The sequence below is a fragment of the Paraniabella aurantiaca genome, from assembly GCF_050309965.1.
Classification (GTDB): Bacteria; Bacteroidota; Bacteroidia; order Chitinophagales; family Chitinophagaceae; genus Niabella.
Map to the genome: position 1 here is coordinate 2136888 of NZ_JBLOSY010000002.1, position 19547 is coordinate 2156434.

The 19547-nt window shown below is 42.9% G+C and carries 9 protein-coding genes; all 9 read left to right on the plus strand.

What is annotated here, in order from left to right:
- Positions 1 to 294 precede the first annotated feature (294 nt).
- Complete coding sequence (locus ACLOAU_RS23060; RefSeq protein ID WP_427864268.1) at positions 295 to 3318, plus strand: SusC/RagA family TonB-linked outer membrane protein; 3024 nt, start codon at positions 295 to 297, stop codon at positions 3316 to 3318.
- Positions 3319 to 3342: 24 nt separating this feature from the next.
- Positions 3343 to 5127 (plus strand): RagB/SusD family nutrient uptake outer membrane protein, encoded by a 1785-nt coding sequence (locus ACLOAU_RS23065; RefSeq protein ID WP_427864269.1) that lies wholly within the window; start codon positions 3343 to 3345, stop codon positions 5125 to 5127.
- Between the two features lie 36 nt (positions 5128 to 5163).
- Positions 5164 to 6786 (plus strand): DUF4998 domain-containing protein, encoded by a 1623-nt coding sequence (locus tag ACLOAU_RS23070; RefSeq protein ID WP_427864270.1) that lies wholly within the window; start codon positions 5164 to 5166, stop codon positions 6784 to 6786.
- Positions 6787 to 6826: 40 nt separating this feature from the next.
- The gene (locus tag ACLOAU_RS23075; protein ID WP_427864271.1) at positions 6827 to 8278 is read left to right on the plus strand and encodes an Ig-like domain-containing protein; all 1452 of its coding nucleotides are present in this window, start codon (positions 6827 to 6829) and stop codon (positions 8276 to 8278) included.
- A 156-nt stretch (positions 8279 to 8434) separates the two neighbouring features.
- The gene (locus ACLOAU_RS23080; RefSeq protein ID WP_427864272.1) at positions 8435 to 10270 is read left to right on the plus strand and encodes a glycoside hydrolase family 71/99 protein; all 1836 of its coding nucleotides are present in this window, start codon (positions 8435 to 8437) and stop codon (positions 10268 to 10270) included.
- Between the two features lie 267 nt (positions 10271 to 10537).
- Positions 10538 to 11830, plus strand: a complete 1293-nt coding sequence (locus tag ACLOAU_RS23085; RefSeq protein WP_427864273.1) for an alpha/beta hydrolase — start codon at positions 10538 to 10540, stop codon at positions 11828 to 11830.
- Positions 11831 to 11840: 10 nt separating this feature from the next.
- Positions 11841 to 13643: a glycoside hydrolase family 71/99 protein gene (locus tag ACLOAU_RS23090; RefSeq protein ID WP_427864274.1), complete on the plus strand. Its 1803-nt coding sequence runs from the start codon at positions 11841 to 11843 to the stop codon at positions 13641 to 13643.
- Between the two features lie 668 nt (positions 13644 to 14311).
- Positions 14312 to 17515 (plus strand): SusC/RagA family TonB-linked outer membrane protein, encoded by a 3204-nt coding sequence (locus tag ACLOAU_RS23095; RefSeq protein ID WP_427864275.1) that lies wholly within the window; start codon positions 14312 to 14314, stop codon positions 17513 to 17515.
- A 102-nt stretch (positions 17516 to 17617) separates the two neighbouring features.
- Entirely contained in the window at positions 17618 to 19504 is a 1887-nt protein-coding gene (locus tag ACLOAU_RS23100) for a RagB/SusD family nutrient uptake outer membrane protein (RefSeq protein ID WP_427864276.1), read from the plus strand.
- Positions 19505 to 19547 lie beyond the last annotated feature (43 nt).

The window sequence follows — 19547 nt, forward strand, 5'->3', positions numbered from 1 at the left end:
CTGTTAAATGTGATCACGCATGTAATTCTTGTTTGAAATTGCAATATTTTACTTATATAATTTTCTGATGGAAGGTTTGGTTTCAGGGCGTTAAAACCGTTGTTAACTATAATTCCTAAAGCTGCGCAGCTATTAAAAGATGATTTCCGCTGAATAATTTTTTTTTGTGCCGATCAGTACAAAGCAGGTCACCGATAGAAAAATATCCTTCTAAATTCACGTCAGAATTGACTAAAACTATTTTGTATGAATAACGATTGTAAGGGCTGCATCCGCCCTGTCTTATCATTGCCAATGATAATCGTGATGCTTTTGGCTTCTGTCGTAGTTGCCGCCCAGGATACTAAACTGGTTGCGGGTCGGATAATAGATTCCGTCAGCCGGTCTCCGGTCATCGGCGCTTCGGTAACTGTTAGCGGCACCACCCACACAACCAGGAGTAATGAGTCGGGAGCTTTTGTTATAAGCGCTTCTGTTGGACAGGTTTTAGAGATTACGCATATCGGTTACAAGACGCAGACGCGGCCCGTTGATGCGGACTCTCTTTTGATAGAGATGGTGACTACCTCTGAAGATTTGTCTGATATTGTGGTGGTTGGTTACGGTCAGCAACGAAAGGCAAGTGTCGTTGCGGCTATATCTTCCATTAATGCAACGGCGCTGAAGCAAACACCGGCAGCAAACCTTGGAATAGCTCTTGCCGGACGACTGCCGGGTTTAAGCGTGCTGCAACGTTCGGGCGTTCCGGGAGGGGAGCAAATGGAGTTTTATATACGCGGACGTAGTACCGTTAATGGCCAGCAACCTTTAATATTGGTAGATGGTGTTGAAAGAGATTTTACGGCATTGGATCCTAGGGAGGTTGAAACCATATCCATACTTAAAGATGCTTCTGCAACAGCAGTTTATGGGGTCAGAGGTGCTAATGGAGTGATTATGGTTACCACCAGGAGGGGACATTCAGGCAAGCCAAAAATAGATGTCACTTTCGAACAAACATGGCAGGCTCCAACGCGGCTACCCAAAATGACCAGCGCTTACGACTATGCTGTATTACGTAACCAGGTTGAATTACAGGATGGACGACAGCCTATATATTCCGATGAAGAGTTGGAGCATTACAGAACCGGTGACTTTAAGGAGTTATATCCGGTAAGGGATTTTGTAGGAGAATTTATGAGAGATCTTTTTCCCATGAGAAGAATGAATGTCAACGTAAGTGGGGGCAACGAAAAAATGCGGTACTTTACTACTGTAGGCTATTTATTCCAGGAAGGTGTTTTTCGTATAGAGAAGTTCCCTGAATATGATTACGATCCTACCTCCAAAGCTAATCGCGTCAACTTCCGGTCGAACTTTGATATAGATATCAACAAGTCGCTGAAGATGTTTCTGAATATCAGCGGTTATATGCAAAAGAAAAATGACCCGGTTGTTGTTCCTAATAATGGCGCTTATTTGAATGATATCAATGCCTATTCTACGGTGATAGGCTCCTTACTGCAAACTCCGAATAACTATCATAATGATGTTACTCCCGACGGAGAAGTATTGTCAACCTATTTAAAAGGGGGAAATATTAATAATGTTCCCTACGGTATGCTGAACAGGTCGGGTTTTCGTAATACCCTTACCAACCAGGTTACAGCAACACTGGGAGCAACACAGTCTTTAGGTTTTATTACAAAGGGACTTTCGGCAAGGGTGATAGCTTCTTATGATAACACTGCGGTGAACCAACAGGTACGCCAGAGAACATTTCAGTTATACGAAGCTAAAAGACACCCTACCAATCCCGATTCAGTTATTTATGAAAGAACCGGAACCAACCCTAATAGTACCTTATCGGATGCCCAGGCACAATCGCAATGGAATCTGCTTAATATAGATGCATCTATTAATTATGCACGTTCATTTGGTGATCACGACATTACAGCAATGGCCTTGTTCAACCGGTATCAACGGGTTATTAATATCCAGCTTCCCTTTAACTACATTGGATATGTGGGCCGTATAACCTATGGTTTTAAAGATAAATACCTGGCGGAAGCCAACTTCGGCTATAACGGTTCGGAACAGTTTGCTCCCGGTCATAAAATGGGTTTTTTCCCTTCTCTTTCGGTAGGGTGGGTCGCTTCACAGGAAAATTTTTTAAAGGACGCGGCTCCCTGGTTGACGTTTGCAAAAATTCGCGCTTCTTATGGGCAGGTAGGTAATGATAATATGAATGGAGCCCGCTTTGCTTTCCTTACTTTATGGAACGGAAGCCTCGAGAGCCAGATCGGAAATGAGCAATTGGTTTGGGAAAAAGCCAACAAGCTGAACCTTGGATTGGAAACCCGTTTGTTCAGGGACTTTAGCCTGGAGGCGGATGTTTTCTATGAAAGACGTAATAATATACTGATACCTGCAGACGGCCTGGTACCAACAGGTATGTTTGGTACTGGTGGTGTGTTTGTATCTGGTATACTTCCGAAGATCAACGCAGGTGAAATTGAGAACAGAGGCTTTGAAGTGAGTGCAGCATACAAGAAACTGATCGGTAATGATTTTCGCTTTGATGTGAGACTAAACGGTGCCTATAATAAAAACAAAGTGTTGTACCTGAGCGAGGTGATGCTGCCTGAAGAATATGCATACAGAACCCGCAGTACAGGCCTTCCCCTGGGACAATATTTCGGATATAAAACAGCCGGCTTTTTTAATTCCGAACAGGATATTCTCGACTGGTATGATCAATCGGGTATAGGGGCAACTCCCAAGCCCGGAGATTTGAAATATATGGATATGAATGGCGACGGTGTTATAACCGATGCGGATATGGTGCCATTGGGTAGTCCCGAATTCCCGGCCTGGACTTTTGGGGCAGCAACCAGCATACAGTTTAAAGGATTTGATTTTAGTATGATGTGGCAGGGCGTAGCTGAAAGAAGTTACCTGATAACAGGACAAAGGTTTTTTGAAACCTACAATTTTAATGAATGGCATAAAGAAGCATGGAGCCAGCAGCGATATGAAGCCGGACTACCTATAACCTATCCACGTCTGGATCCGGGAAGCAGCGCGAGTAAATTACCATCAGACTTCTGGAACGCTGATGGGAGCTATATCAGGTTGCGCAACCTCGAAGTAGGTTATACGCTTAACAAAAAGCTGTCAGGAAAGATTGGCTCTTCAGCCGTGAGGATTTATGCCAACGGTTTAAACTTACTCACTTTTGACAGGTATCCTGTAAAGTACCAGGATCCCGAGCAAAACGGTGGTCTGCTGTATCCTGTTTTCAAAGCTTACAATATTGGATTAAACGTAACATTCTAAGATTCGATGCTAAAAAATAATATTATGAAAAATGAATTCTTTTTACTGCTTTTTGGGGTAACACTTGCAATGATGGGTTGCCAGAAAGTTTTGGAAAAAACACCCGACGGGCAAATAACAATAGACAAAGTACTTAATGATTTCGATCGAAGCAAGGGTTTGAGAGACGCAGTATACGGGGAAATATACCAGGCCCGCGATATGATATCATTTGTTCATAACCCCATTGAAGCCCTCACGGACAATGCATTTTGGGCTGCTACCTATAATGCATATAGATGGCACAATGGATCACTTTCCTTAACTGATCCGGTAATAACCTGGGATTGGTCTTCTCCCGCCGAGCAGCTCTGGCCCGACTTCTGGAGAGGCATACGGCTGGCTAATAATGCTATCAAATATTTGCCACAATCAACTGCAATCAATGAAAATCAACGCACTTTATGGATAGCGGAATCACGTGTGCTTCGGTGCTGGTTTTACATGAACCTGCTGGAGTTTTATGGGGCTGTTCCCTGGGTAGATGAACCTTTTGATCCCAATTTTATGGGGTGGAACGAGCTTAAACGCCCGTCTTTTAATGAAATATCGGGTAAAATCGAAGAAGAGCTGCTTGCCGTTATACAGTCGGGCGTGTTACCGGCAAAGGGAAACCCCGCTCAAAGCGATGTACGTTATGTAGATAATGCCATTGCATATGCTATAAGAGCAAGAGTGCTTCTGTATAATGCAAGTCCGCTTAATAACCCTGAGAATGACGCAGCTAAATGGACTCGTGCCGCCAATGCTGCTCAGGATGTAATTAATCTGCCAGGTTATAGCCTCGTTCCAATGGAGAATTATAAGCGACTGTTTATTGGAGCTTATGCCAATCCTGCTTCAGAAATTATATGGCGTGCCTGGTCTGACAATTCTCATATCAATAACACCAATGGTGTTAATGTAGGGCCTTATCCTTTTGCATCCATCAATAATATATGGAACTGCGGGGAGTCGCCTACCCAGGAATTGGTCGATTGCTTCGAAATGAAGAATGGTGCTCTTCCTGTTACCTATAATGATGCTACCAGGACAAAAATAACGGTAAACCCGGCTGCTGCAACCCAGGGCTATAGTGAGGAAGTGGGTGGAAACCCTTATGCCAACAGAGACGCAAGGTTTTATGTAAATATATTGTATAATATGGCAGACTATGGAGTGCCATTTAATGGAACCCAGCCCTACATTATTGAAACCTTTGTTGGCGGCAGAAATGGTTACAACGATGTTATATCCCGGGAAACACAAAATTCCTGCACAGGTTATTACAGCAGGAAAGATAAACAAATTACTTATTGGGGACCCGGAACTGCGAAAGGGAACGAGCCTACGCATTGGGTGTTTTTCCGCCTGGCTGAATTTTACCTTCAAAAGGCAGAAGCCTTATGTGAAGCCGGCGACCTCCCGGGCGCGATGACGGCATTAAATGTAATAAGAACACGTGCCGGTCAGCCCGATATTCAATCCGTTCCAGGTTTCGCGGCATCCCAGGATTTCCTGAGAACCCGCATCAGGAACGAACGCCGGGTAGAATATTGCCTGGAAGGCCAGTACCGTTTTGTTGATCAGCGGCGCTGGAAAATTCTAAATCCAACCAACAGGTTTGTTACCGGGATGAGAATTACGAAAGGGAGTGACGGAAAATTTAGTTATGAAAGAAGGAAAATAAGAGATTACCAATCTTATACGGACAAGTACCTGGTAATGCCGATACCACTTGAGGACGCAAAAAAAATGACAGGCATGTTACAACCTGAAGCCTGGCGGTAATACATGTTTAAACTAAAACTACTAAAAATAGAAAGTATGAAGAATTTTCTTTTCACACCCTTGTTGCTTTTTGTGCTTGCTGCTTCATGCAAAAAAGAAGAAGCTGCTGTACCGGTTGCAGTAGATGATCTGGCTGCCTATCCCGGTAAAAACCGGGCCAGGGTAGAATTTTCAGTGCCTGCTGGAGCTGTCAGGGGAAAAGTGTTTTATAACAATGGCAGCTTTAAAGAGTTTGAAGTTACCGGACCGGTTCAGTCAGTTGTGGTAGACGATCTCTCTGAACAGGAGCACATCCTGAAGGTAGTTACTATGAATGCTGAAGGCGCAGTTTCTAACCCCAAAGCAGTTAAGGCCAAAGTTTACGGTGCAGGTTATGAAGGTGGTCTAAAGCCGAGACGGTGGAAGGATCAGGTAGATCACTCTTCAACTTCTATTGAGATCATGTTTGAGCAGGCATTTGAGAATGAGACAGATGTGATTGTTTCCTTTACGAATACAGCCGGTAAAAAGGATAGCGTGGCTATGCCGGCAACCCAAAACTCAGTTGTATTAAACAGTATCGATGTTAACCAGCCGTATTATTTCTATTCACGTTATAAGCCGGAGGCTTCGGCAATTGACCATTTTCTTTCTTCAAACGTAGATGCAAAGAGCGCTTTGTTATTTAACTTCCAGAAAATCGGGTGGGAAATAGCCGGTGTATCTGACGAGGTTGCGGGACGTAGCGCGGCTATGGCAATTGATAACAACGCTGCAACACTTTGGCAGTCTTCTGCTTCAGGTTCTAAACCTGCCGACCAGCACTGGATTAAGATTGATATGGGGACCTCTAAGGTTATTGATGGTTTCAATTTATTGCATTCTTATACTAACGAAAAATCAGCAAAAAAAATACGTATTGATGTAAGCCTGGATAATACGAACTGGACAACCGTTCTGGAGGGTACCCTTAATGTAAGCTTTTTAAAGCAGACATTGCCCCTGCAAAAATCGGTGAATGCCCGGTACTTCAGGATCACTGCAGTTGAAATGTACGACGCCAATACACCGGGACTGGTGTTTTCTGAAATTGATGTTTATAATGCGCAAACTACCAGCGGGGATAATGGTCTTACCAGTTATTCATCCAGCACTGCTGTAGCTCTAACAAATGCTAAAAATCCATTTGTAGGAGACGGATCCAACCCTTTTCCTGCGCTTGGAGATTATCGCTTGCAGAAGGTACTGGGCTGGACACATAGTGCAAATGCTATCGCAACTTATGATAACACAAAGTTGTCCCTGTTCACAGCTTCTGTATGGGGCTTGCCACTGGTGACAAATGGCAAGTTACATCAAACCTTAACCCTGCAGCCGGGTAACTATGTCTTAAAAATTGATGTAGCCGATGCAGATGGGCCGGTAGATATTTATGGTGTAGTTGTGAGCGGAGCTGCACTTCCGGATTATACTACCGTAACAGCCGCTTCATCAGTAATGCGCTATGTAGATTTGATAGCCTACCAGAATAAAATAGTAGAACTACCGTTTAATGTATCTGCCGCAGGAACATTCAGCATTGGAGTGGTATACAATATCAGGAGTCAGTACAGTACTAATCAGAAACCCTGGTCAACATTCACCATAAATGGTTTTGAACTGGCTCGTGTTGTCTTATAGCAGCAATAGAATATAATAGCTACAATAAATGCAAAATAAAATGATGATTTTAATAATAGTTGTATCGGCTTTATTATCTGTAAATGCGGCTACCAGTTGCGTGAAAAATACAAGCGCTGATAGTTACGGATTAACTGATCTGCAACTGGGCACGCAATCACTGGTTATGGAAACCGGTCAGTCAGAAAAGATTTCTGTCAGTGCTGTACCTGCAACTGCAAACCAGCCTGGCTTTCAATGGAGCTCTTCCGATGAAAACGTAGCCATTGTTGATAATGGAATGGTAACAGCAATAGCTGAAGGTGAAACAACAGTTACTGTAAGCTATAAGACTATTCGTAAAACAGTAGCAATTAAAGTAGTGGCTCCGGAAGTAGATAAAACCCTGGCTGTTCTTTTTGATAAGCGTTTGTCGAATATACAGCAGCCGGAATTGATATTAAATGATGTAGCGCGCTATACATCGCAGGGTTTAACAATTACCGGGACAACAAACACCGTTAAACTGGATAAGTTTTACGCGCTTGCCGAACGAAAAATTCAGTATCATATAAAGTTGTCTGCCGATGCTAAAGCCGTATTTCACAGCAGTGAAAAGGATTTTAACGCATTTGTAGATATTCCTAACAAAAAAATAAGTATCGCTACGAACCCTGTAACAGAAAAAAAAGTTGATTTTTTAAAAGGCGATCGCGAGTATATAGTCGAAATATACCACGTTTACCAGCAGGCAAAGCTACGGATAACCGATGTTCAAACGCGTCAAACTACTGAGATCTCTGCGGTGAATGACGGACAGGGAGGAGTTGGCAAAGGAGCATTGCAACCCGGTTTTGGCGTGGGGATGCAATGGGACTATTATTGCTTTGGTCTTTCAAGTGGTACATCCATGCTGGTAAAGCGCATTACTGTCAGTGCTTTAAAGAAGAAAGTGAAACTGTTACTGTATGGAGATTCTATTACGCAACCCGAAGGATACTTTCCGGCAAAAGATTTTCACCTGGCCTGGACACAACAGGTAATAAGCCGATTGGGTGGCAATGCTATGTCCAGCGGACGTGGCGGCGCGCAGATCGATATGGTGATGAACTATATTAAGAATGAACTACCCTTTATCAAGACAGAATATGTAATGGTTACTATTGGCACTAATGGAGGCAATACAGAAGCTAAACTAAAGGAGTTAGTCGGCTATATCAAATCCAACGGATCAATACCCATTCTTAATAATATTCCCAGTAATGAAAGTGGAACACAGGTAGCGGTAAACGATCTGGTAGCTAAGGTGAGGGCCGATTTGAATATCAAAGGATGCCGGTTTGATTTGCCAACATCGGTGGATGGCGATGGTAAAACCGTTGATAAATCTTCTATGTATTGGGAAGATTATAGTGGCAGCTATGGGTGGCAGGTTTATCATCATCCTAACGAAGGCGGCGGCGTTAAAATGTTTCAGCAAACTTTACTTGATTTACCGGACTTGTATCGCTGATACGCTGGAAGAAGTTGTTGCAACTGTAGTTTAGCGTATTAGCTATACAGGTCGTCCGATAGAGCGATCCGGGTTGTTGTAAACATTATCGCGTTAAATGAAGTGATAGATCCTGACCCAAATAATAGATGTCAATCATTGATATAAAATTATACGATGAACATAAAAATATTTACAGTCATTTTCTCAGGTGTATTTGCTATACTGCTTTTATGCGCCTGTAAAAAAACGCCTGACAGATCCGACGAAGAAAAAGAGGCAGGTCCTGATGCAGAGCGGTTAAATAACTTTAACAATATTGTCGGAGTTGATCATTTTGGACGGATATTCGAAAGTGTTTCTTCCATGAAGGCAGATAAACAGGTTGGGTTGTTCTTTTGGTTATGGATCGGCCAGCCGCATGCCGGTAATATTTATGATGCATCTAAAATATTAGCAATGCCCAACGGGTTAAAATTGCTGACTGACTTTCAACACCAGGATGAAACAATCAGTCCGAATGGTCAGGCACATTTCTGGGGAGAGCCTATTTGGGGTTACTATAATTCTGAAGACGAATGGGTATTGAGAAAACAGGTAGAGATGTTGACCATGGCAGGTATCGATTTTATTTACTTTGACGCAACCAATGCATTTATCTATAAAAATGTTTTCATGAAGTTGCTGGCCATTATAGATGAATATCAAAAGAACGGCTTCAGTCCTCCCAAAGTAGCTTTTTATACCCACTCCAGGTCCTTTCAAACCACGCGGGAGCTTTACAGGGAGCTTTATCAGCCAGGCTTGTTTTCAGACACCTGGTATAGGGTTAATGGCAAACCGATGATCATTTCCTATACCAACGTGCAGGATGACTTGAATGAGGCGAGATCCAGGGGCGACAATGATTATGCTCCTGGCGTTCTAAACGCTGATATTCTAAACTTCTTTCATTTCTACCGGCCTCAGTGGCCTGGTGATCCGGTTTATGCAGATGGGTTCCCCTGGGTAGAATGGATTCACCCACAGCCGATGCATAATGGAGTAATGAATGTAACTGTAGCCAGTCATCCCAATGTTCCCATGTCCTTTTCATTAACCAGGCCGAACGAAATGACTAATTGGGGCAGGGGATGGGATCCACTATCTAAGCATAATAATACTGAAAACGTAGATAAGGGAACTTTTTTTCAAACACAATGGGATTATGCCCTTGCCGCTAATCCGGATATAATTTCAATTGGGGGATGGAACGAGTGGATTGCGTATAAACAACCTTATTGGAATGAATATGTTCTGGTAGATGCGGTCAACAAAGAATATTCAAGAGACATAGAACCTATGAGAGGCGGTTACCAGGATGCGTTTTATATCCAGATGATCCGTAACATCAGGAGATATAAAGGTCTGAGTAATGATGTTACGGCCTCAAAAAAAGCAGTTATAGATATCACTGCCGGGGAAAAACAATGGAAGAGCATCCCTTATACTGCAATTAATATTAGTAAAAACAGGCATGAGCGCAACTCGCAGGGCGCTGCTACTATTATACGATACACACAGCCCGCGCCGGAAAATCATATACAGGAAATAAAAGTGACACATGATGATCAACAAATCTATTTCTTTATACGGGGAAGAAATAACTTTAATAACCCGGGTAGCAAAACTAATTGGGTGAATATACTGATAGGTACCGGAGCTCCTTCACTGAAGAACTGGGAGAGCTATGATTATTTGATTGGCAATAGTTATGCTTCGGGGACGGTTTCGGTAGGAAAATTACAGCCTGATTTTAAAACAATAGCCAGCGGTGCAGCTAAGTATACAATCAGTGGAAATGTGCTTCAGATTAGTTGTCCAAAGGCCGCAGTTGGGTTGAGCGCATCGGGAACGTTCTACTTTAAAGTAGCGGCAGATGTAGCCGAACCTCAGGATATTATGTCTTATTACACTTCGGGCAGCTCGCTTCCCCTGGGCCGGTTAAGTTATACTTACGCCATGGGAAATTAAATTTTAAATACAGCTCAAAATATACCTCCATTTATAGAACACTTAAAGATTAACATTAGATTTTTTAGCGAACCGGATAATGGGCCGGAACGAAAATGCCGGTGACAACATAATGGAAGAAGCAGATATACAGGAAGGTTGGCAATGAAAAGTTCGCTAAAGGTACTATTTTACAATTTTGGGGAACAATCTGGCAAATAATAGACAATATTTTCATGCATTCTAATGATGCATGAATAATCAATAAAGAAAGCACTTATTAAAACAATGAACAGGTATAGCATCTTTTTTATCTATTTGATACTGCAGGTAAGCAACCTTACGGCTAGGGGACAGCAAAGGGAGCTGACCAATTATAAAGTGGATATGACTGCAAATGGAAAGGTATATATCATCACACAAAAAAAAGCTGAGTATAAAATAGATTCGGCACGCTATGCCGTTTTTATACCTGAGGGAGTAACGAGTATTAATGGAATATTGATTCATCAGCATGGTTGTACCATGGAGGGACGCGGTATGGCAACGGCTTATGATGTACAGTATCAGGCATTCGCGAAAAAATTTCAACTGGCAATTGTGGGCCCCGATCTGTTTGCCAAAAACAACTGCCATGACTGGAAGACTCCCGCCTCGGGATCGGCTGACGCCTTATTAACAACCCTCAGTCAAATCAGTATACTGGCAAAGATCCCGTCTCTGAAAAATGTGCCCTGGCTGTTGTGGGGGCATTCGGGCGGAGGATACTGGTCACAGGCAATGATGGCCGCCTATCCCGAAAGAGTGATGGCGCTTTTTAGTTATTCCCCAGGTTTAGATGCCAGCTTTAATTATCCTAAAGAAGCTATGCAGGTTCCGGTAATGATCAGGTATGCTGGTCCGGAGGGAGATGCCTGCTGCTGGGAATCTGCAGTTCGGACTTTCGAAGAATTAAGAAAAAGCGATGGTATGGTAAGCATTGCGCTTACCAGGTACCAGAATCACAATTATAGTTTTGTCCGTTATATGGCCATCCCGTTTTTTGAATCAGTGATGCAACAACGAATGCCTGAAAAGCCGGGTGCCGGATTTATGGCAATGCGCAAAATAGACAGGTCCAAAGCCTGGTTAGGCGATACGGCCTCATTAAACATATATTCCGAAAAAAGCTATCCAGGTAAAATGCTTGGCGCGTCCTGGCTTCCGGATTCATTAACCGCAGTGAAATGGAGAGAATTTATAGTGTCCGGAACTATTGTGGATCGTACAGCTCCGCCGGCACCGTACGAGCTTCAATTATTTCGTAGACATAATATGACTGTTGAGCTGAGCTGGAAAGCTGATGCAGATATCGAATCAGGCATCAGCCATTTTAATATTTATAAAGGGGGGCATTTAGTGGGCCGTTTTCCTTCTTCTGGAGTGTACCAGGGTTTCGATACCAACGGAGATGATGCTTATCCACTTTCATTGCCTGAATTACGCACCGATATTAGTTTACCCTGGAATGACTCTGGAAAAATATCGATTAGTACGGTTAATCACTTTGGCTTAGAATCTGCAAAAACAGAATTGCCCTAAATCATTCTATATGTTTCTACTCAAATACTGCCTGTCTTTGTTGCTGGCCGGAACTGCTGCTATGCTTTTACCTGTTAGCGGGCAAAACAAAAAAGGTTATTTACAGTTAAAGACAGAACAATCTATGTTTCGGCTTGCTGCAACCGATGCATTAAGCAGAAGTTTCGGTCCTGCCGGGGGGAAACAGGCAAAAGAAAAAACGGTTGGTATTTTTTATTCTTTATGGCTGGGGCAACACCAAAGCGGACAAAAAAATGTGTATGACATTCAAAAATTATCAGAGACTAATCCTGAAGCCTTAAATGATGTAAAGGGTAGACCGGAAAGCCCGCTTAATGAATTCCATTTCTGGGGAGAGCCACTTTACGGTTATTATAACATGAGCGATCCCTGGGTAGTAACACGACATGTAGAGTTACTCACTAATGCCGGTGTAGATTATCTGTGCATTGATGCCACCAACCGGGTGCTTTATGAAGAACCGGTAAAGAACCTGCTAAGGGTGTTGACAATGTTTATGGAGCAAGGGTTTAAAGCGCCTAAAATAGTTTTTTATACCAATAGCTTTTCTGGTACAACAGTAGACGATCTCTATAACCGGTTTTATAAGTCAGGAACTTATGATCATTTATGGTTTAGCCCCGGAGGTAAACCGATGATCATTGGTATTACCGAAAAAAATGGCAAAGCCTCCGACATGACCAAGTATAACGGCTTTACTGATTTTGTAAAACCAGCAATGCAGCAATACTTTGATGTAAGAGAGTCGCAATGGCCCAATGGAGACTATAACCCGGCATCAATTCCCTGGATGAGCTGGCAGTACCCCCAATGGAATCATAATGGAACAGTTGCTGTTCCTGTGGCACAACACAGTCACTCGGTTATAGCAGCAAGTGCCATGCACCCCGAAAGCAGCAGGGGATATAATAATGCAACCAAACAAATAGAAAAAGACTGGAACGCAGGTGCTAATTTTCAGACGATGTGGGATGCTGTGTTTCAAAGCAAAGCTGAGATCAATCATGTTTTGGTAACCTCGTTCAATGAATGGATGGCGATTAAGTACGCTAACGCACATGGACACGATAAAGTGTTTTTTGTGGATGTCTATAATCATGAGTTTTCCAGGGATATAGAAATGATGCGTGGTGGCTATCAGGATAATTTCTATCTGCAGCTTGCAAGAAACATACGACGTTTTAAGCTGAAAGGAAACCCGCCATTGGGTTACATAGAAAAGACTATAGATATATCTAAAGGAACCGACAACCAATGGAAAGATGTGAGAGCAGTATACACAGATGTGGCAGGAGATGCTATGAGCCGTAATTTTTCTAATGCAACAGGTACCCAGGTCTACAGGGATAGCAGCAATCGTAACGACATCATTGAAATAAAGGTAGCCCACGATAAACAATTTCTATACTTCCGGGTAACAACAGCAGCACCTGTTACTGCTTATAATCAAAGGGATGTCAACTGGATGAATATTCTCATTCATACCAAAAAAACGGGAAGTAATTTTGCTGGCTATCAATATATTGTTAACCGTAAACCTATTACAACCAAAACAACCTCTGTAGAAAAATCGTCAGGAGGCTATAACTGGGAAAGCTCAGACAGTGCCGGCTATACTATAAAACATAATATCATGCAGGTAGCTGTTCCGCTTGATGCAGTAGGACTTACCCCCAATAATGTTTCTTTTGAATTCAAAGTAGCCGATCATGTAACGAAGTATGATGATATAATGGATTATTATATTACCGGAGATAGTGCACCAATAGGCAGAATGAATTATGCTTATTAAATATGGCTCAAACAACATGATTCCCTGAATACCAGAAATGACCAGCTTTGCTACCAATGAAAGCCTGGTGTTTATACACCAATTGGTGACATCTTTGTATATTTCAAACCAATTTTGCATGAATGCCTGACGTATTCTGCTGTATGCAGGACAAGTCAGGACAGGATCTTGTTAAACTAATATTATTTTAGTACAGGAATAACGATTGTACAACTTGCTACCCTTCGGCGGGTAAACTTTTTTGAGGATAAGTATGATTAATGTAATCTGGAAAGCTTAATACAATACGCCGTAGGGAAGTAATAAATTGGAGCATAATAACTGATAAACCATAGGAGACTGGATTTTTTATGTTGGCGGGCGTTTTTAACTGACAATTTTTTTAGTGTTTGAACGAAATGTAGTTGAAAAATCAGGTGAGGTATAGATGATCGCAATGCCTGTCTGTAACATTTTTTTTATACTAATGTTTATTCAAAACTTTACTACATGAAAGCCGTATAAGAGCCCCATAGCTGCTTACTTTTCATAACAGGTAACTCAGGCAATATTATTGTCACAGGTGAAGGCGCATAAATTTCCCTGCCGCAACAGGCTTTCTTTTAGCGGAAAGCAGGCTTGTGTCTACCGGTATGTAGTATTAACGCATTAAATATAAACGAGTCAAAATGAAAATAAAACCTCTGCTGCATTCTTTTAAAATGAAACTAACCTTGCACCAACTCCTGTTGCTGTTTGGCCTGCTGTGTATTGCGGGCTCTGCCCGGGCACAGGATACGGTCAGGGTGTTTGGTAAGGTAATCAACCAGGATGGTGCAGCTATTGAAAACGCTACGGTAGGTATAAAAGGAACAGCAAGAGGTACGGCAACCGATCCCAATGGTAATTTCTTTATTACGGCATCTTCCGGTAAAGATTCTGTACAGGTATCTGCAATCAATTACAAGGCAAAAACCCTCCTGGCCAGTACGGGAAAAGAGCTGGTCATCGTACTGGAATCGGATGATGCTGCACAAAGTCTTAGCCAGGTAGTAGTGCAGGTAGGATTTGAAGCACGCAGGAAAGAGCAGGTAGTAGGCTCTGTAACTTCTATCGATCCGGAAGAATTGAGAATTCCTTCCAGTAATCTTACAACAGCTTTAGCAGGAAGAGTAGCGGGTGTTATTGGCTATCAGCGAAGTGGCGAACCCGGCAGGGATAATGCTGAGTTTTTTGTAAGAGGTGTCACCACCTTTGGTTATAAGAACGGTCCCCTTATTTTAATAGACGGGATCGAATCGACAACAACCGACCTGGCCCGCTTAACCGTAGATGATATAGCAGCCTTTTCTATTTTAAAAGATGCCACGTCTACAGCTGTGTACGGTGCGAGGGGAGCCAATGGTGTTATCCTTGTTAATACAAAGAAAGGAAAGGCAGGAAGTGCTAAAATATCGCTGCGTGTAGACCAGGCGTTTTCCATGCCAACTACTGATGTTGAATTGGCCGATCCTGTTACTTATATGAAGATGGCCAATGAAGCCGTATTGACGAGGGATCGGCTGGGTAGCATCCTTTATTCTGAGGATAAGATCAATCGTACCGGGCAGCCCGGCTCAGATCCGCATATTTATCCGGCTAACGACTGGAGGGATATCCTGTTTAAAGATTATACCAGCAACCAGCGTTATGCATTAAACGTGAGCGGCGGTGGAGGTGTGGCTCGCTATTTCATTTCGGGAGCTTTAAACCAGGATAATGGAGTATTAAAGGTAGACCCGGTAAATAATTTCAACAGCAATATCAATTTGAAAAGTTATTCGCTGCGTTCTAATATAGATATCGATCTCACTAAGTCCACTATGCTGACAGTAAGACTGTACGGTAATTTTGATGATTACCGGGGCCCGATCTATAACGGCGAAGAAATGTACGGAATGGTAATGCGCTCTAACCCGGTTCAGTTCCCTGCCACTTTTCCAAAAGATGAAGATCATTCATTTGTGAAACATATCATTTTCGGTAACAATGTAACCCGCAGCAACCGTGGTTCTTTATACCTTAATCCGTATGCGGAGATGGTGAGAGGATACCGCGACTGGAATCGCTCTAAAATGATGGCGCAGATGGAAATAGCCCAGAACCTTGGAACAGTGATCAAGGGGCTAAATTTCAGGGGTATGTTCAATATAGAGCGTTATGCGTATAACACGGTCACCCGTTCGTATAATCCGTTTTATTATGAAGTATCTAATTATGATCCACTAACGCAGCAGTATTCTTATAACGTTATCAATTCATCAGCCAATCCGCAACCGGTTGGTCCTGTAGGAAGGGAATATTTGGATTTTAATGGCAATCCAAACAGCAGAGAAGTTAATTCTAATTTTTATGCCCAGGGGGTATTGAATTATGATAACGTACTTAACAAAGTACATAATATAAGCGGTATGCTGGTGGGTATCATGCAGCAACGGCTTAATTCTGCCGCTAATACCCTGTTGAATTCTCTTCCACTGAGAAATACAGGATTATCAGGAAGGTTCACCTATGGTTTTGATACCCGCTATCATGCCGAGTTTAATTTTGGTTATAATGGCTCTGAACGATTTTACCAGGAAAAGCGTTTTGGATTTTTTCCTTCCGGTGGAATTGCCTGGACCATTCACAATGAAAGGTTTTTCGAAAAGCTAAAGAATACCGTAAACACCTTAAAACTTCGTTATACCTACGGGATTATCGGTAACGATGCTATTGGATCTGCTGATGATCGCTTCTTTTACCTTTCGGAAGTAAACATGAGTGCAACCGCAAGGGGCGCTACTTTTGGAAGGGATCTGGCGGGTGCTGCCAGGTATTTGCCGGGTGTGTCTGTTAACAGGTATGCCAATGAAGATATTACCTGGGAAAAGTCCTATCAGCAGAATTTAGGGCTGGAATTAGGGCTGTTTCGGGCTATTACACTGAATGTTGATTTTTTCAAACAGCATCGTACCAACATCCTGATGACACGTGCCTTTATTCCAACTACTATGGGATTGTCGGCTCCTATACGTGCCAACGTAGGAGAAGCTTCATCTCAGGGTATTGATGCCGCATTGACGGTAAGTCAAACCTTCGACAACGGTTTGTTTTTGTCTGCCATGAGCAACTTCACCTACGCCACTAACAAATTCCTGGTAAATGAAGAGCCTGATTACAAAGAGCCCTGGCGTTCCAGGCTGGGCCAAAATATCAACCAGGCTTATGGTTACATTTCTGAGCGCCTTTTTGTTGATGATGAAGATGCGCTTAACGCTCCTGCCCAGAACTTTGGTCGCCCGGTATTGGGCGGTGATATCAAATTCCTGGATGTAAATGGCGATGGACGGATCACTGCAGCGGATCAGGTGCCTATCGGTTATCCTACAGTGCCGGAAATAACTTATGGGTTCGGACCTTCGGCGTCTTACCGGGGATTCGATCTGTCCCTGTTTTTCCAGGGCCTGGCCAATGAATCTTTCTGGATCAATTACGGAGCTATAACTCCTTTTGTAAACGATCGTCAGGTATTAAAGGTAATCGCTGATGATTTCTGGAATGAGCAAAATCAGAATATCTATGCGTTATGGCCCCGCCTCAGCAATTTCGTTCATCCAAACAATGAACAAACCAGCACCTGGTTTATGAGAAACGGTGCTTTTCTCCGCCTCAAGACCGTAGAGTTGGGTTATACGCTTCCCAAGCGGTTAACCAATAAGATACGATCCTCTGCAATCAGGATCTACTTCAGTGGCAATAACCTGCTAACGTTTAGCAAGTTTAAACTCTGGGATGTAGAGATGGCCGGTAATGGCTTAGCCTACCCGGTACAAAAAGTATATAACCTGGGTGTGCATTTTAATTTCAACTAACCTATAATATATAAAATGAAACGAAGTATGATAAACTTTTCTTTCATCACCGGAAATAGATTCTCCAGGGTCTCGGCAAAACAAAGCTCTAAAGTAAAAGATATGCGAATAAAAATAATTGCGTTAGCGGTAATGTTCGTAGCCTGCCTTTCTTCCTGTAAGAAATACCTGGATATTGTTCCCGACAATGTAGCTACGCTTGAAAATGCCTTTGCAATGCGCGGCGAGGCTGAAAAATACCTGTTCACCTGTTATTCTTATATGCCAAAAGACGCAGATATGAATGGAAGCCCGGCTTTATTTGGCGGCGACGAAGTATGGGAGCTTCCTGATATAAGTGAAACCAGCGTGTACCGGCGCCTCGCAGAAGGAAACCAAAATGTTATTGATCCTATTGGTAATGGTTATTGGACTGATATGTACCGCGCCATCCGCGACTGTAATATTTTCCTGGAAAATATTGAGAGCGTGCCGGATATGGAAATGCAGGAAAAACGCCAGTGGATCGCAGAGGTAAAAGTATTAAAAGCCTTTTATCACTTCCTGCTGGTACGTATGTATGGCCCCATACCGGTTGTAAGAGTCAATCTCCCGGTTTCTGCTGGTGTAAAAGACGTGAAAGTATTTCGTGAACCCGTAGACTCTTGTTTTAACTACATAGCGCAATTGCTGGATGAAGCCAAAGAAGAATTGCTGGAAATTATTGTGGATCCGCAGTACTACGGTAAAATAACGAAGCCGGTAGCTTATAGCCTCAAGGCGAAGGTATTGACTTTTGCCGCCAGTCCGCTTTTCAATGGTAATGCGGAGCAGGCAGCTCTTAAAAGCCCGGATGGTACTCTGTTATTCAACACAACTTATTCCGAGGCCAAATGGCAGCAGGCTGCTGACGCCTGTCGGGAAGCCATTGCTGTATGCGAAAAAGCAGGTATCAAGCTATATGAACATCCAACTGTAAAAGCAGCATTTTTAATTAGTGATACTACACAAACCGAGTTAAGTCTCCGGATGGCTTTTTCAGAAAAATGGAATTCCGAAATTATATGGGCTAACACACAAAGCTGGATCAACAGGGTACAGATATTGGCTTCCCCGGATTGGGCCCCCAGCACACAGGCAAGAGTATGGATGGATAACCGGTATAATGCGCCTTTGAAAGTCGCAGAACAGTTCTATACTAACAATGGCCTTCCTATTAACGAAGACAAAACCTGGAACTACGGAGAGCGATACACCACCAGGCTGCCAACATCCTCTCACCGTCTTTATTTACGAAACGGATTTGCTACAGCATCGCTTAATTTTAACCGGGAACCTCGCTTTTATGCCTACCTGGGCTTTGATGGCGGGATATGGTACGGGCAGGGTAAATTTAACGATAAGCTGGAATCTGATCTGTACTGGCTTCAGTTCAAATTGGGGGATCCTATTGGAAAGAGCTCTGCCAACAATGGCCCTGTTACAGGGTATCCCATTAAAAAATGGATACATCCGGATAATGTAAGAAGTCCATCCAGCTATACTACCATCCAGTATCCCTGGCCACTCATGCGCCTGGCCGATCTTTATCTTTTGTATAGTGAGTGTATTAACGAAGTAAAAGGCCCCGATGCGGAAGTGTTTCTATACCTCGATAAGGTTAGAGAACGCGCCGGCATACCTGCAGTGCTTAAAGCATGGTCTGATTTTTCTACCAATCCGGCGAAAGTAACTACTAAGAACGGTGTTCGGGAAATTATTCAAAGGGAGCGATTAAATGAGCTGGCTTTTGAACAACAGCGTTTCTGGGATCTGCGTCGCTGGAAAATGGCTGCTACCGAAATGAATAAGGCCATTACCGGATGGAATATTTATGGATCAACAACAGAAACCTATTACAGGCCCACTAATATCTTTCAGCAACGCTTTGGAGCAAAAGACTATTTCTGGCCAATTTCAGAGGGTAATCTGAATGTAAACTCTAACCTGGTTCAGAATCTGGGATGGTAGGTACTATTTCGATACCGGGTAGGAGCAAGAGTATATCAGACCA

Bases quoted from the DNA above. Each gene is read 5' to 3' on its own strand.
- ACLOAU_RS23065 (WP_427864269.1), top strand. From the start codon at position 3,343: ATGAAAAATGAATTCTTTTTACTGCTTTTTGGGGTAACACTTGCAATG.
- ACLOAU_RS23070 (WP_427864270.1), top strand. From the start codon at position 5,164: ATGAAGAATTTTCTTTTCACACCCTTGTTGCTTTTTGTGCTTGCTGCT.
- ACLOAU_RS23090 (WP_427864274.1), top strand. From the start codon at position 11,841: ATGTTTCTACTCAAATACTGCCTGTCTTTGTTGCTGGCCGGAACTGCT.
- ACLOAU_RS23060 (WP_427864268.1), top strand. From the start codon at position 295: ATGATAATCGTGATGCTTTTGGCTTCTGTCGTAGTTGCCGCCCAGGAT.
- ACLOAU_RS23085 (WP_427864273.1), top strand. From the start codon at position 10,538: ATGAACAGGTATAGCATCTTTTTTATCTATTTGATACTGCAGGTAAGC.
- ACLOAU_RS23095 (WP_427864275.1), top strand. From the start codon at position 14,312: ATGAAAATAAAACCTCTGCTGCATTCTTTTAAAATGAAACTAACCTTG.
- ACLOAU_RS23100 (WP_427864276.1), top strand. From the start codon at position 17,618: ATGCGAATAAAAATAATTGCGTTAGCGGTAATGTTCGTAGCCTGCCTT.
- ACLOAU_RS23075 (WP_427864271.1), top strand. From the start codon at position 6,827: ATGATGATTTTAATAATAGTTGTATCGGCTTTATTATCTGTAAATGCG.
- ACLOAU_RS23080 (WP_427864272.1), top strand. From the start codon at position 8,435: ATGAACATAAAAATATTTACAGTCATTTTCTCAGGTGTATTTGCTATA.